The 15,646-nt window shown below is 56.9% G+C and carries 12 protein-coding genes; 4 read left to right on the plus strand and 8 right to left on the minus strand.

Annotation, left to right across the window (positions count from 1 at the left end):
- Positions 1–50 precede the first annotated feature (50 nt).
- Positions 51–986 (minus strand): glycosyltransferase family 2 protein, encoded by a 936-nt coding sequence (locus tag FB478_RS06090; RefSeq protein WP_144599925.1) that lies wholly within the window; start codon positions 984–986, stop codon positions 51–53.
- Between the two features lie 324 nt (positions 987–1,310).
- Here FB478_RS06090 and FB478_RS06095 point away from each other — a divergent pair, with 324 nt between their 5' ends.
- Positions 1,311–2,072, plus strand: a complete 762-nt coding sequence (locus tag FB478_RS06095; RefSeq protein ID WP_144599927.1) for a glycosyltransferase — start codon at positions 1,311–1,313, stop codon at positions 2,070–2,072.
- Positions 2,073–2,117: 45 nt separating this feature from the next.
- Positions 2,118–3,044 (plus strand): glycosyltransferase, encoded by a 927-nt coding sequence (locus FB478_RS06100; protein ID WP_144599930.1) that lies wholly within the window; start codon positions 2,118–2,120, stop codon positions 3,042–3,044.
- Between the two features lie 22 nt (positions 3,045–3,066).
- On the opposite strand, the gene FB478_RS06105 is transcribed toward FB478_RS06100, so the two are convergent.
- Entirely contained in the window at positions 3,067–4,050 is a 984-nt protein-coding gene (locus FB478_RS06105) for a glycosyltransferase (RefSeq protein ID WP_186447733.1), read from the minus strand.
- Positions 4,051–4,083: 33 nt separating this feature from the next.
- Positions 4,084–4,992, minus strand: coding sequence for a glycosyltransferase (locus FB478_RS06110; protein WP_144599934.1), 909 nt, complete (start codon positions 4,990–4,992; stop codon positions 4,084–4,086).
- Between the two features lie 594 nt (positions 4,993–5,586).
- Here FB478_RS06110 and FB478_RS06115 point away from each other — a divergent pair.
- Positions 5,587–6,804, plus strand: coding sequence for a hypothetical protein (locus FB478_RS06115; protein WP_144599937.1), 1,218 nt, complete (start codon positions 5,587–5,589; stop codon positions 6,802–6,804).
- A gap of 1,505 nt (positions 6,805–8,309) precedes the next feature.
- Positions 8,310–8,582 (plus strand): integrase core domain-containing protein, encoded by a 273-nt coding sequence (locus tag FB478_RS21525; RefSeq protein ID WP_395858340.1) that lies wholly within the window; start codon positions 8,310–8,312, stop codon positions 8,580–8,582.
- Here the strand turns inward: FB478_RS21525 and FB478_RS06125 are convergent.
- The 5 genes from FB478_RS06125 to glf form a co-directional block, all read right to left on the minus strand.
- A complete protein-coding gene (locus tag FB478_RS06125; protein WP_144599939.1) occupies positions 8,552–10,567 on the minus strand; it encodes a DUF6541 family protein in 2,016 nt (671 codons plus the stop codon). The genes FB478_RS21525 and FB478_RS06125 overlap by 31 nt on opposite strands.
- A 106-nt stretch (positions 10,568–10,673) precedes the next feature.
- The gene (locus tag FB478_RS06130; protein WP_144599941.1) at positions 10,674–11,399 is read right to left on the minus strand and encodes an ABC transporter ATP-binding protein; all 726 of its coding nucleotides are present in this window, start codon (positions 11,397–11,399) and stop codon (positions 10,674–10,676) included.
- On the minus strand, positions 11,400–12,281 hold the full coding sequence (locus FB478_RS06135) for an ABC transporter permease (protein ID WP_144599943.1): 882 nt from the start codon (positions 12,279–12,281) through the stop codon (positions 11,400–11,402).
- On the minus strand, positions 12,278–14,302 hold the full coding sequence (locus FB478_RS06140) for a glycosyltransferase (protein WP_144599945.1): 2,025 nt from the start codon (positions 14,300–14,302) through the stop codon (positions 12,278–12,280). The genes FB478_RS06135 and FB478_RS06140 overlap by 4 nt, the downstream gene beginning before the upstream one ends.
- Positions 14,299–15,486, minus strand: a complete 1,188-nt coding sequence (gene glf, locus FB478_RS06145) for a UDP-galactopyranose mutase (RefSeq protein WP_018768498.1) — start codon at positions 15,484–15,486, stop codon at positions 14,299–14,301. Before glf ends, FB478_RS06140 begins: the two co-directional genes overlap by 4 nt.
- Positions 15,487–15,646: the final 160 nt, after the last annotated feature.

The raw sequence follows: 15,646 nt of genomic DNA on the forward strand, positions 1-15,646 counted from the left end.
GATGCCGGCCAGTCTTTGCATAGCTAGGCTGCCGGCGCCCACATACTCCACTAAACGTTCATACTTTTATGTTCGAGGGCTGTGTCGCGTTCTGTAGGGCTCAATTCATCCAACAAAGTGCCCGGAAGTTCCTTACGTGCGGATTTGACGAGGCCTTGGTATGCCCCGCGGACTACGCTTCGAATCCACAACTTCTTGTCTTCCGCGTGCGGCCCCTGGAGCAATGCGGCGCCGACATAACCCAGAATCTCAAATGCCTTTCGTTGGATGCTCATTTGGGGATCTGTCCGGATCAGCCAAAGCTTGTTTCGAAGGAAGTAGAACAGACGCCAGCCCATGTCTTTTGACCCTGACTTGCTGAGGGGATGCTTGATCCTGCTCTCCCGCACCATCACAGCCGGGGCTATACGAGACAAGCGAAGGGTGTACTCGGTGTCGTCAACCCAGATGAAATAATCCCTTTGCGGCAGGTGGGTTTGGCGGGCGACGTCAAGATTTACCAAAACGCCTACGAAAGTCGCTGCATCGATTGCGATCGCACCTTTGAGGTTCGCATTCACCTGGCGGCTGATGTCGTTGCTGAATACAGGCGGGTTCCCAGTGTTGATGGTGTTTCCACCCAGCGTGACCATAGATGCCAGGAAGGAGTAGGGCTCAGAAGCGCTTCCTGCAAGCTCGATCAGCGGTTCCAAGGCGTCCAGCTCCGGCTCGGCGTCATCGTCCATCAACCAGGCATACTCGTGTCCGTGCGCAATCGCCAACTCAACGCCCCACGCAAAGCCACCTGCTCCACCGACGTTGGAGCCCGTGTCAAAGAGTTTCACCTTTGGAAACAATTCCTTCACCAGTTCAGGAGCGCCGTCGGTGGACGAGTTGTCGATCACAATGATTTCGTCGAGTGCTCGTGTCTGCCCCTCGAGGGCAGCAAGACATTTTTCGAGGAGGTCTTTCCTGTTGTATGAGACGACCACAGCAGCAACGGTCATTGGACTTCCTGTCGAAAGGTGAAGATGAACCCATCAACCATAGCCCATCCGCCTCGGTAAGCTCCTGGGTCGGGACCCGGTGGCTTCCCACGCTTCTGATAGCGGAGAACGTATACAGCAGAGGCTCCTGCTGCCCCGGCAAGGATGGTGTATCGGACAGGCAGACAGCAGCAACGCCTCTTCGTGCAGGAACCCGGCCTGGCCTCTACCGTCGAAGACCCGCAGACGGAGTCTCGTCAGGAATACGGGTAAACTCTTATAGACCTCACGTATTTGCTACCGCGTGATTCTCCTGTCCGTGAGTTGAAGAAGGGCTTCCGACTAATGACAGAAAATGTCCGGGTCAGCGTCTGCATGGCCGCCTATAACGGCTCCGAATTCATCGCAGAGCAGATCGAGTCCATACTGCCGCAGCTCGGACCAAATGACGAACTGCTCATAGTAGATGATGAATCCACGGACGACACAGTCGCACGGATTGAGGCTGTTCAAGATTCGAGGGTAGTCCTTCATCGCAATAAGCAAAATCTTGGCTATGTGAGAACATTTGAAAAAGCGATATGGCTAAGCAGCGGAAATTATATTTTTCTATCCGATCAGGATGATATATGGGTCCCAGGCCGGCTGGACAAAATGCTCGCCGCTCTGGCCGACAAATCCATGGTGGTAACAAACTGCAAGCATTTTGGTGGTGAATCGGGTCGTTTTCATGACATTAGGCTTCGCAGCAGAGATTCCCAGAAACATTTTAGGAATCTCCTGGGAATTGTTATTGGGTATAGACTGCACTGGGGCTGCGCCATGGCTTTCAAGTCAAATTTGAAGGAGTTGGCGCTCCCTTTCCCGTCTCATATGTCTGAATCCCACGACCAGTGGTTGGCAATGTGCGGTAATTTTTCAAAGAGCATCGCCTATCTTGAGGATGACACGATACTTCACCGGCTGCACAATGAGAATCTGACCCCCAGAAAAATGCGCGGAATTAGTAAGATTGTCCGCGCCCGCGCCGCGTTCCTAGCCAACCTCGTCACTCTGGCGCTTCGAAGCAGGCGGCGGCGCACATCGCCCGCAACTGTCAAAGGTTGAGTTTGCTGCGCGCTAAATCCGCCACACATCGCGAAACGGATACCCATGTTTGAAGCAGGACCCCAGCATAAAGTTGCCGCCGTCGTCACCAGCTATAACCCCTCAGTTGACATCATCTCCCGTGTAACTCTCCTCCGGAATCTTGTACCCTACATATTGGTCGTGGACGACGGCTCCAATCAGGATGCGTCGCCCATTCTTAGCGTTCTGGAAGAAGACGGCATAACAGTTCTCCGCCAGCCGCGGAACTCAGGAATTGCCAGTGCGCTCAACGAGGGCATCCGGCAGGCGCGCACCCTATGGGAGCCCGACTGGATCCTTACTATGGACCAAGATTCGACACTCGGCGAGAACTACGTGGAAAATGCACTTCGCAGCTTCCGTAATGCGGCTGCCCAAGGAATGCGAGTTGGCCTGGTTTCACCGGAGTCGCACAACGCAAAGCCAGTCAAGAGGCTCCATGGAAACGAAGACGTAGTCCAGGCCTTTGACCCGATGCAGTCGGGTTGTCTTATTCCAGTCAGCGTATTGGACGACGTCGGGCTTTTCGATGAGAGCCTGTTCATAGACTGCGTTGATACCGACTTTAATCTCCGGATCCGTGCAGCAGGTTACTCAACCCCTGTCGGCGTCGGCTGCGACATCGAACACTCCCTTGGAGAAACACGGCCTATGTCTATAATGGGGCGCCCTTTGCGGGTTGACGGTCAGGATCTTCAGATTATCCATCACTCTCCTGTTCGCGTTTATTACATAACCCGAAATATCTGGCTCATGGTCGTCCGCTACTTTTCTACGAATCGTATTTGGATGTTGCGACGCCTTTGGATGGAAGTCGAGAGCAACATTGTCCGCGTCGCATTTGGGCCACGCCGCATCGCGTTCGTGCGCGCGTGGCTTACTGGTATCCGGGATGCAGTCGCCGGTCATTCTGGCCGCATTCGACCACATGATGCCGCGAAATTGAAATAGAAGCCAGCGATGACCAGCGGGGTTATCGCCGAAGTACCGATGCCACGGCAGCGCCTGCTGCAAACGTTATGGCTGAGGGTATCGAGACGTGCTTGCTTGAAACGGCGGACCATAGAACTGCCAGCTTCTTGATCCAGTATTTTCTGGGCGTCACAACTTCCAGGAGCGGCTCCAATACCTGGAGGCGTTGCGGCGCTCTCCCTCGAAGCTCAAGGACCATGGTACGAGACCAGCCGAACTTGATGTTCATCATCACGCGCAAAAGCGATGACAAATTACCCGCACCTTCGAATTTGTGACCCATTCTTCGGAAGTTATCGATCGAACGCTTTACATTGAAACTCCGGTCCGGCTCACCCAGAACGTTCCCTTCATGCTGCACATAGTCCTGTACTAATGCGTCAGCAATATAAGCCCCTTCAGCGACGGCCGCGCAAAGCCCAATCCAATGGTCGTGGTTCTCGGATGGATTGCTCAAACGAGGAAACGGAAGAACGGTAGCAAGTAGTTCCCTCCGGAAGACGGAAAGGCCCCCGGTTATCTGATTGTCAACGAGAAGATGCGCCGGCGGGACGTTGCATCGATTAGTGGATTCAGCGAGGACAGCACCCGTCTCGGTGACTACACGAGCTTGGCCAGTCGCCAGTGAATAGTGAGTAAGATAGGGAATCAACGTGTCCAACTTATTTGGATACCAAAAGTCGTCCTGATCCGATAGAGCAATCCACGTGGCATCCACCGGCACATGCTCTAGAACTCGTTCGAAATTTCCATAGAATCCCAAACGCTCATCAAATCCGATAACCTGGAACCGAGTGTCGCCCATAACAGTTTCATCGACGAAAGCCTTGATTTCATCACAGCCACCGTCAGCCGAAATTAAGCATAGGAACTCATCATGCGATTGATCGCGAATCGATTGCAGTTGACGCCGGAACAGGTTCCAGTCAGGTTTGTAGGCCGCTAGGGCGACAACACCAAAGCTCGTCCGAACCTGATCGTTCAATTTATTCCCCTTCACCCCACCAAAAAACACAGGCTAGCTCAACTTCTGCATGTCGCTGGCCCTAATAATACCATTTCGAAACATTGAGGCATCGCGGACTCCGAAGAGCATGGCCCGTAAAATTTCCTTCTTATTTTTACTAAAAAGAATCCTTCGAGAATGGTTGACCAGCTCGTAGTAGCTTTTACGCGCAACCCAAATTGGGTCCGCCAAGAAGTAACGGAAGAAAATTAATAAATTGTTTCGAGTGATGTAATAGACACGTACCGGCGAATGGTACGTATAGAGCCTCTTCTTTCCCCAAAAACTAACCGTACTTTGTTGTCCCAGAGAGTGCGCCATATTGCACCCACTGCCGCAAAGAACTGCAAGGCCGGCCTTCCGCACTCGTAGCGTAAATTCAGAGTCGACTGCGTCGATAACGAGCTTCTCATCCAAGCCCCCTACCGCGTTGAAGGTCGAGCGGGGTATTAACATTCCCGATTGCCATGGATCGAAGGGCTGCTCGAATCCGAGTAAGGTTCCGTTTCCGAGGACTGGGCTGTTGTTATATGTCGCAGCACTTACGAACCCCACTGGTATGTTCAGCTCACGCGCAAGCCTGTCCGTCTTCAAAGCATTGCTGACATAATCCTGGTCCGGTATGGAATCTTGGTCCAAGGTCAGATAATAGTCAAACCGGCCGATCGCTGCACACCTGCTTATACCTATATTGAGCGTTCTGGCTATGCCGGCGTTGTTTGGTGAATGAATTACTTCTGCACCCAAAGACCGTAATTCTTCAAAAACTGGCATTGTGGAGGAATCATTTGATCTGTCATCTACGACAACAACCAAATCCACCTGCCCAACAACGGCCCTAAAAACATCAATGACCTTCTTATCGGGATTATACGCCGCTATAATCGCGGCGACGCGAACGCTCTCCTCTCCCTGCGTCATGAAAATTTCCTCAATTCATCGTGTAGCTGTTTATCTTGCAGCGCCCGCCGCCGCAGTTGTCAGCATCCGAGCTGAAACTCGAGATATTCGGAAAGATGGGCTGCATACTCGGCAGCATTCATGCCCACCACGACAGCCCGAGTACGATCCGCAGGCAAAGCCGAACGCCCCGAACTTTCCCGCTCAAACGGCTCTGTCGTCAACCAATTCTAATGGACCATGACCCAAGCACCATGATGCTGGCACGTCTCACCGCCCCTGCAAGTACCACGAAGCAGACTTCCGGCCATTTTGTTGAGCCGTAATGTGGACTTCCCTATGTAGCTGACACAGAGCCTTGGACAGCACTAGCGGCTTCAGCGCCTCTTAGTGTGGCGAGATGTGCGGACATTCTGCGAAGCAGCAGCCCTCTGCTTCCATCCCGCGAGTCCACCAATCGGGGCTGTACAGCGCTGCCTCCGAAGGTGGGATTAGTATCACGTGGCCCATCAGGCAATCCTGGCCCCACCGCGTGGTGAACTATTATTGGGTACTTGGCCTGTTCAAACTCGAGGAACGCGAGAAATCTTGTCAGCGAAACCGATCATGGCCTCCTTGGCACGTCTTGCAAGTTTTTCCCTAACAGTTGGCGTCGGAACGATCGTTGGGCTTGTGTCAATTCCGGTGATAACCGGGATCGCCGGAGCACAGCTTTGGGCAGTTCAGGCAATGGCCCAATCTGTGTCGATCATGTTCGGCATCCTTGTTGCCTTCGGTTGGGGCACTACCGGTCCGTCGATGGTTGCCTCGATGAACAAGGCACTTCGACCCCAGCTCTTCGTTGATTCGCTTGTTAGTCGAGGCTACCTATATTTGATCGCGGCCCCGGCGATGGCAGCCGTCATGATCATCCTGCAACCTGAACATGTGCCTCTCGTTGTGCTGGCCTCGATCGCGTATTTGCTGCCGTTCCTTGGCGGAAACTGGTACTTCATAGGTGAAGCCAAGCCCAAGAGGCTATTTTTCCTCGATGCACTCCCGCAGTTTGGTGGGACTTTGATCGGCCTGGCAGTCCTGGCTCTAACCCGCGAGATCATCTGGCTGGTAGCGATACAATTGCTCTTCAATATTCTTGCTCTGGCCCTTACCTGCATGGTCATAGTTAAACCTGCGAAGGCAAGTATTACGGCAAACTTCAGGGTAAGGGAAGCCTTTAGCCGGTTGGCGCACCAGAGACACGGCGTCGTCACAGCCGCGACCGGAAGCTTATACGTGAACCTGCCACTAGTGGCGATCAATCTATTCCTGCCCGCGCAGCTGGGGGTCTACCTCATGGCGGATAGAATTTTTCGCTACGGCGTTTTGGCGCTTTCCCCGCTCCTTCAATTCATTCAGGGCTGGATCCCCGAAGGGGGTCCCGAAAACCTAAAGCATAGGCTCGTGCGGAGTGCTCAGGTTGCACCCTTGTTTGGATTTCTTGGCGGAATGGGCATCTTCCTACTAGGTCCGGTCGCAAGCGAGATATTGTCCAACGGTTTAGTTATTTTCCCGAGTTCACTGAGCGCTGCTGTGGGATTGATGTTCTTGTCAGTGGCAGTTTCCCAGATCCTTGGGTTGGCTTGCCTCGTGTCCGTGGGACAGGGAAGAATCCTTGTCCAATCAACCGTTCTCGGTGCCGTCTGCGGCGCGCCTGCTATTGTGTTGGCGGCGTTGTTCACCGACGTCACCGGAGTAGCGTGGGCAGTCGCGGTTTCTGAAATACTAGTTGCCGCGTATCAAGGCAGAGCCCTCCGACGATACTTCGTCAGGAACACGGCTCTCTCTTATCCCTAAATCCAGCCACCGACTTGGGCGTGCGACTTACGCAACCCAGTTCCAGGGTTAACCCAAAAGTCTCGCTGCCGGGCGGCGTGTAAAAGCCACGGGGCGTGGTTGTGCTGCAGACATACACGATGACACGGGCGACGATTTTATGAAATTGAGTGTAGCCAGCGCTGCAGACACGGATGTTGACCACGCCGGCCCAAAATGCGCCCCGGAAAATGTAGTTCATCCACTATGTTCGACTTCTCCGCTAGGCAGCGCGTCAGTATCCCGCAAGTGAAATCCACCGACGGCCGTTCCTACTCTCAGCAGCCTAGATGTACTGAGCAGAATGGTGGTTATCATGAATGGTTGAGGACCTCTTAGATCCGTACACTTGGCGGAAACCACGGTTCTGGGAATCTGCGCGATCGGCTGGCTCCTTCTATGAGCCCACTCCCGTAGCCATTCTTTGACGTGGGTTCAGGGGACTGAAAGGGCTTGCCACCAGAGTCTTACGCGGCAGACGCTGATTCCGATGCATTTCTGTGATCCAGCGACCCTCTGGCAGCACGGCTCAGGCGAGAATAGTGATGGCCTGCTCCGGCAGTACTTCCCGACAGGAACAGACTTCGACGTCCACAGCCCCAAACACCTCACGAAGGTCGCGGCCGAAATTAATCGCAGCCCCCGCGAAGTCCTGGGTTGGCAGAGTCCAATGGAGCACCTGGCTAGACGGACTTCACCGGCGACAGAACCATAAACCGTTGCATCGACCGCTGAACTCCGCCGCCGTCACAAAGGCTCGCCTATCGACCGTCACCGACAGGTAGACGCATCATCATGAAAGCGTGTTGTCACCGGACGCGCGGTCGCCCACGCGGCCAGGGGACTGGGCTTCTCAAGGGACCCGCTCCCACCACTGGACAAGCCGATACCGCTTCCACGGCTGGGAAGACCTTGAGGACCGGAGTTCCCGTCCAAAGTAGTGCCCTCTCGCCACCCGGGCCACATTCCTGTCAAGCGGGTGATGTATCGGGAGGGGCCGACGGCCTCGTCTTGCGCTGCGTGTCCCGTGCCCGGACGGTCTGTAGGATTCTGGCCCGCGCCGGCATGCCCCGGCTATGCGACCCGGATCCGAGCTTCTCCTGCCAAGGACCACCGCTATGAACGTGACATCCCGGACACATGATTCACATCCACGCCGAGGATAGTCGACCGTATTCCCGACAGCGGCGGTCAGCAGACAGACCTTTCCCAAAGCCGGGCCACCCACTGCCCTTCGGGCAGACCTGGATCTTACTACGTCCTCGCCGCGGTTGCTTGCTCCCCCGCTTCGCCTACGCCGGGTCCTGCCCGACGAGAAAAGCCCAACCGGCGCCAGATTCCTCGCCCGCTCAAGAGCCGCCAGACAGCCAACCCTGCTCCGGTAACACGCGTAATGACTGACAGCGCCTTCGCCTACCTGCTCGCTCGGGACTTCCACGACGCGCTGGCCGCGTTGGGGGCCAAGCACATCCTGAATAGATGCCGCCATCTCTGCAAAAGGCAAAGCAAAACGCTTCAACCGCACCTTCCAGAAAGGCCGGGAGCACCGAGAGACTTGCATCTCAAGCCAGGCCCGGACCGATGCGTTGCAGTCGTGGCTAAACTTCTACAACACTCACCGGGCCCACCGCAGCCTCGGAGCGAGTCCACCCACCAGCAGGTGTCAACTGTCAACTTACCGACTGGGCACACCGAGGCACCACGGACGCACTGCAAAGACCGCCCTAACTCAAACAGCAGGACATAAATCCAGCTTGTAGAGCTTCGCTTCACCCTGTGAGTCTTCGAGCGTAGCTAGCCCGGCACCTATCAGGGCGTCCAATCCTTTGTAGCCGCTGTCTCTTCCATGGACTTCCCGGTGCCCGAAGTCGAGGATGTACTCGATCTTAAGGCGCTCAACTGTGGGGCATACAGCGGGGTCGCCCTTGGCTGGTGTGGGACCGTTGAGCAATGGAGCTGCGCCTTGGGGAACAGCACTGAGGATGTGAAGTTGGACGAGCTTCCGGTCGGCAAAGGCATACGCAAGGGAACTTCCATTCCAAGGATTTCCCACCATAAGGGCGTTTTTAGGCACTTCGCCCGGCAAACGCTTGATAAGCGCCATTTCGTCGCTCGATATCAGCGGCGAATTCTCGGACAACCGGTAAGATCCAGCCATAGATGCCTCGGCTTGGCCGACATTGCCGCGTTGAGTACCCACAATCAAAGCAAAGACCATCGCGGTAGCCGCCAGGGCAACCAGTAGTTCCGGCTGTGATGTCCTTCCCCCCTTTGCAGGCGCCGTGCTTCGAACAGAACGACCCCTCAGCAATCCGGTAGAGCTTGCCAGGATGGTGGTCAGCTGAGTCCACACAAAGACGGCGCCTTGGCACGCGAGCGGGATGGTCACCACGGGTAGGAGTGCCGCCAGCCGGGGCGGGTCGTTGTACCAGATGCCAGTGAAAAAGAGCCGGAAGTCGTCGGCCGGAAAGGAGCTGACTACAACGAAGAGAAATGCTGCGACGGCATAGGATCCCAGTAGCCACAGCTGCCGGCTAGACCGGATGGTCAAATAAATGCCCATGAGCGTCAGAAGCATGATCACCCACGCTGCGGGGCGGCCGATAGCTGAGCTGGAGATCACCTCTCCAATTGCCTGGCCTGTAGACTCTACCGGCGGCCAAAAGGCGGTTTCCGCCGGAGGGCGTACCACATCCCACAGCATTTTGATCAAAGCGATGCCGGTAAGTAAAGCAATGGAGAATACCGTCGCCACCAGAATGCGTGCTCTGCCTCTCCTAAACTTCAGCGCATTGGCAAAAACGAGGGCATAGACGTAAAGGGCCGGCGGCAACATCAGCGCCAGCCACGCCATGGCGACACTCGGGTGGGCAAGCGCCATACCAGGAAGCACGGCAAGCAGCAGAAGAAGGCTCAACAGCTTGGATCGGTTCGAGATGGCGGACAAACCCATTGACTCGAGGCCTAGAGCAAACACCAAGGGCAAAAGCGCGAGCGCAAGGAAATTGGGGTAAAGAACGCCGAAATCCAGCAGAGAGATAGGAAAGGCACCAAAGGCAGCGGAGAGTACGCCGGCCGCGAAACTCACGGCAGGACGTCGCCCCCAGATAGCGTGCGAAAGATAAATGCAGCCTAAAGGCCATACGAAGGCAGCTATCAGAAGATTGATTACATTTACGGAGGAGGTTATCTCCCCTCCCCCGATGAGGACGACCAAGGATACCAAGTCGTGCCAGGCAGCAGGGTAGGAACTACCACCCGTCATTCCGCTCAAAGTAAGTGACGAACCGGAACCGGTGTCAAGAATGTACCGTATAGCGTTCAGATGAAAGACATTATCGAACGTCTGGGAGAACGATTCGGGGGATCCTATAGCGCGCAGCAGACGGCCACCTATGAGGACGGCTGCGACGGCCGCCGCCGCTACAGAAGCCACGATCCAGTGTCCCGGGTTGTCCTCCAATTTCGCATCGCCCGCGCCGGCCCGCTTCCTGAGCAGGAGGGACAGCGCAAAAGCTACGGCAGCCACCCCAATGGTTACGGCGATTACCGGCAGGAGCGACCATGCGATTCCAGCGAAGGGTGCTGCGATTGCAGCCACAGCAATTATTGAAACGCTTATCCCGGGAGCTGTGGCGGCGGCCCGGGCTGCGCCGAGCCGGGCCGCCATGCCGACGGCGAAACCGGGGATAGTCAGCAGGGCCACCGCGAGGACACACTGCGGTACTGCTTCAAACCAAGACAAGAGTCCTCCGTACGGCTACTGGAGCGCGGGTATTCTGCATGCCGCTGCTGCCCGTTGAAACATCGCGGCCGGTTAGGATGCTAACCGCGACATAAGGTTACTTGGCTCAATGACGCAACAGGCCGACGGCCTCGCGTATCGGGCCGTCGTAGATCATTTCTCCGTGTTTGAGGAGAACACCCCGCTGACAAATCCGGGAGACAAGGTCCAGGTCATGGCTTACCACGACCAGGGTCTTACCGTCCCGGGCCAGTTCCTGGATCTTGTCAATACATTTGCGCTGGAAAGGTTCGTCTCCGACCGCAAGGATCTCATCAATAAGAAAGACTTCCGGGTCTGTGTGGACAGCAACCGAAAACGCCAGCCGCAAGTACATGCCGGAGGAATAGAACTTAACCTCTGTATCGATGAATTGTCCGATCTCGGAAAACTCGACGATATCGTCGAACCGGTCCTTGATCTGCTGCTCAGTCATTCCCAGGATGGCGCCGTTAAGGAACACGTTGTCGCGTCCGGAGAGGTCCGGGTGGAAGCCCGCGCCGACTTCGATCAGTCCTGCGACCCTGCCCCTTGTCTTTACCGTTCCTGAATCAGGAAGCATGACTCCGGAAATGTGCTTGAGCAAAGTGGACTTGCCGGAGCCGTTCAGGCCCAGCAGCGCCACAGTTTCCCCCGCCTCGACGTTGAGAGAAACGTTCTTCAGTGCGTGGAACTTCTCCGAAAGATCCCCTTTGCGCCCTTTCACGAGCCAAACGACGGCTTCCTTGATGGATCGCGTATGACGAAGGACGAATTGCTTGCTGATGTCAGAAACTTCAATTGCGTTGACCACTTAGAGCTCCTGCGCGAAACGGCCCTCAAGGCGGCGGAAAGTGAATTGGCCCAAGACGAGGATCGCCAAGGCAACACCCAGCCCAACCAGCAGCCAAATACTAAACAGATTGGGGGGCATGGAGACGGAACCGTCAGTCGTCGGGAACCAAAACGCGTAGTGAAAAAGCTCTACGCCGATCGTGATCGGGTTCGCTTGGTAGACGGCGAACCATCCTGCTCCCAGCTTCTCCTGCACCATGGACCATGCATACATGACGGGCGATGCCCAGGTGGCAACCATCAGGAGCATGTCCACCAGGTTCTCGGAGTCACGGAAGTAGACGTTGGCCGCGCCGAACAGAAGACCCAGGCCCGTCGCAAGGAGGGCAACGATAGCAAAGCCGGCCACCGCAGCGAGCAATTGAAACACGTTGGGATGCCAACCGCCGAATAGGCAACCGACGATGAGCACCACCAGCTGCGGGAAGAAGTGCACAGCAGAAACCCACACTGACGCCACAGGAAAGAGCTCGCGCGGAAGATAGATCTTCTTGATGAGGTTTCCGTTATTGACGATGGACCTGGCCGCATTGCCCAGGGCCTCTGAGAAGAAGTTGATCAGGACAATTCCGGAAAACAGGTAGACCGCATAGTTTGTCAGCCCCTCCGGATTCCGTGAGCTTCGTTCCAGTCCGAGAAAGACTCCCAGGGCCACATAGAAGACGATGAACTGCACGCCGGGCTTCACATACGACCAGAGCAGGCCCAAGACCGACCCTCGGTAGCGCACTTTGAGTTCTTTCCGTACCAGCAGCTTAAGAAGGAAGCCTGACTGCCTGATGTCCCGCAGGCCACCCCCCAGTCCGGGAGTGGTCAACTCACCGGATGCGATTGCGCTCACTTGATCTCGTTCTGGGTATGTTGTTCGAACGTCTTCCTCCAGGACTCCATGGAGGTGAGGTCCGAGACTGCTGCTTTGTACTTCCTGCTTAGGGCCGGCCAGTCCTTGAGGAGGGCAGAGTGAAGACGGGCACTTTCGGCCAGCATCTTCCTCAGTTCCTTGGGATCCCGGCGGTACCAGGAGGCTCCGGTGCCTTCAGCGTTGGACACTACAGCGCTGTCGTACTGCGCCATGCGCCACCACCGGTTGTCTTGGTGGGCGATAGTTGTCTGCGGGCGCTCTGCGCTGGTGCCATGGACAGGGCTCGCCAATTGCCGAACGACGGTCTTGGCAGCCCAGGGCAGAAGTGTCAGCTTTCCCGGCTTCGAGGGACCGTGGCCCCGGCGGGGAGGCTTATCCATCTTGGGGGCCGGGAAGTCTTCCGGATTAGGACGGAAGACAGCATCCGAATGCGCGGACATCATCTCGCGGATCTGCGGCAGTTTCGCTGACAACAGCCCTGGCAAGGCTTCCGGCCCCTTCAACACATCCTCCAGGGCCCATTGCCGGCCCTGGGCCGTGGCGTACTGCATGGACACCAGATGCTTGACGTCAGCGTATTGCGACTCCTTGATGACCCTGCCGCCAAACTCGTAGGGGCTGTGAAGGAGGGCGGCCACCACCCTGTTGCGGGCGTGGAAGTAGGCCTGCCAGCCAACGAGGTCGTCCTTGTCAATCCAGGACACGTGCCAAACAGCTGAGCCCGGCAGCGACACCGTGGGGTATCCGGCCGCCTTGGCCCGCAGCCCATATTCGGAATCGTCCCACTTGATGAACAGCGGGAGTGAGAGTCCGATCTCCCGGATCACCTGGGTGGGGATCAGGCACATCCACCAGCCGTTGTAATCGACGTCGCAACGCCGATGCAGCCACGGGGTTTGGCGAAGGTTGGACGACAGGAAGTCGTGGCCCAGGATCATGTCCTCGCTGGGAAGCGAAGGCTGGAACCGGTAAGGGTTTACCACTTCGCCGAAGGTGTGCAGGACCGTCCGGTTGTAGAGGTCGAACATGTGCCCTCCGACGAGGGTCGGAGTCTTGCACCGGTCCGCGAACGTCAGAAGGCGAATGATGCTCTCAGGCTCAACAACGACGTCATCATCCATCAACAGGGCGTAGTCGCTGCCGTTCTCGACAGCCTCGAACATGCCCCGCGCAAACCCGCCCGAACCGCCCAGGTTGGACTGGTTGATGATGCGGAGCTTGCCCCTGAGGGAACGCTTGACGTCGTCGAACCCCTCAGCGTCGGAAAGTTTCTGTGTGCCCTGGTCAACAATCAGGATTTCCTGCACGTGGGCCAGCGCTTCTTCGCTGTCGGCAAGGAGCCGCAGGTTGTTGAGGCAGAAATCCGTTTTGTTCAGGGTGGTGATCTGGAGCGTGACGGACCCCGGCGTTGTTTCGACCGCCGGACCCTGCCATTCCGCGTCGAGCATGATCAAGGGCTCGGTTCCGGCCAGCAGGTCGAACCAGTACCACCCGCCGTCGCCGAAGGGCGCCAGTGAAAGTTCAAACGTGCTCTCCGCGTTGCCTTCAACCCGGCGGGTGTCCACCCGCTGCAGGGAACCGCGGGCGTTCGACTTGTAGACGATAACCGAGCCGGCGCCCTGGGTCCGGACCTGGAGCCGGATCTTGTCTACTGTCGTCCACCGACGCCAGTAGCTGGCGGGGAAAGCGTTGAAGTAGGTGCCGAAAGACACCCGTTCGCCGGAACGGACAGACGTTGAGTGCCGCGAAAGGAAGTCTTCAACGTGCGCTTCTTTGGTGGGGCTGCTGATGGTCCGGGGCTTCGCGGTCTTACCGTCGCGGTCGCCGGCGGTGGGCAACTGAATGCCCGTCGCGGTGCCCATGTCCATATAGAGGGGCACCGTGTCCATCTGGCTGGCACTGGGCAGGATCACACGCTGAAGCGTCTGCCACGCTCCCCGGTCCTTAACAGCGTCAGCCCTCACGGTGTTCTTCGTCTTGTTGTCGGTAGGGACGCTCATGCGTCGACTCCCCCGCTTTCAAGCTGTACGCCGCTTTCGAAGTGCGGCCGGATCTTGTTGTCAAACATGCTGAGAGCGGCGCCGATGGCCATGTGCATGTCGAGGTACTTGTAGGTGCCCAGCCTGCCGCCGAACAATACGTCCTTTTCGGCCGCAGCGAGGTCTCGGTACTTCAGGAGGCGTTCCCTGTCCGCGGAGGTGTTGACCGGGTAGTAAGGCTCATCGCCCTTTTCGGCAAAGCGCGAGAATTCGCGCATGATGACCGTCTTTTCGGTCTGGTAGTCGCGCTCCGGGTGGAAGTGGCGCGGTTCGATGATGCGGGTGTAGGGGACGTCTGCGTCGTTGTAGTTCACAACCGACGTGCCCTGGAAGTCGCCCATCTCAAGGACTTCTTCCTCGAAGTCGATGGTGCGCCAGGACAGGTCGCCCTCGGCATAGTCGAAGTACCGATCCACCGGGCCGGTGTAGACGACAGGAATGTTGCCCACGACCTTGTTCTTGCTGTACTCGTGGGACTCGTCGAAGAAGTCGGTATTGAGCCGCACCTCGATGTTGGGGTGCTCTGCCATCTTTTCGATCCAGGCGGTGTAGCCGTTGGTCGGCAGGCCCTCGTACTTGTCATTGAAGTACCGGTTGTCATAGTTGTAGCGCACAGGCAGCCGAGAAATGATACCGGCCGGCAGGTCCTTGGGATCTGTCTGCCACTGCTTGCCGGTGTAGTGCTTGATGAAGGCCTCGTACAAGGGGCGGCCGATCAGCTGGATGCCCTTGTCGTTCAGGTTCTGGGGGTCAGTTCCCGCCAGTTCCCCTGCCTGTTCCTGGATGAGGTCGCGGGCCTGGCCGGGGGTGAGATTGGCCCGGAAGAACTGGTTGATGGTGGCCAGGTTGATGGGAAGCGAATAGACCTCGCCCTTGTGGACGCCATAGACCTTGTGCACATAGTCAGTGAAGGTGGTGAACCGGTTGACGTACTCCCACACCCGCTCGTTCGAGGTATGGAAGAGGTGGGCGCCGTACCGGTGGATCTCGATCCCGGTCTGCTCTTCCTTTTCGCTGTACGCGTTTCCGCCGATGTGGTGGCGGCGGTCGATGACAACGACCTTCAGGCCGAGCTCAGTGGCGGCCTGTTCTGCGATTGTCAGGCCAAAAAAGCCGGACCCTACGATGACGAGGTCAGCGGTCACAAAATCTCCTGGTTCGAATGCGGGCAGCGCAATGGTGCGCAGTGTCTGCTGCTCTAGCCTACCCGAGTGACTGCAGGGCCCGTCGAATCAGCATTCCCGCTGTGACCCGGCACACGGAGTCCCGGTGGGCAGGCGAAGGACCCCGTTATCCCAGTGCGGT

Origin of the sequence: Arthrobacter sp. AG367, assembly GCF_007828995.1 — a bacterium.
Taxonomy (GTDB): Bacteria; Actinomycetota; Actinomycetes; order Actinomycetales; family Micrococcaceae; genus Arthrobacter.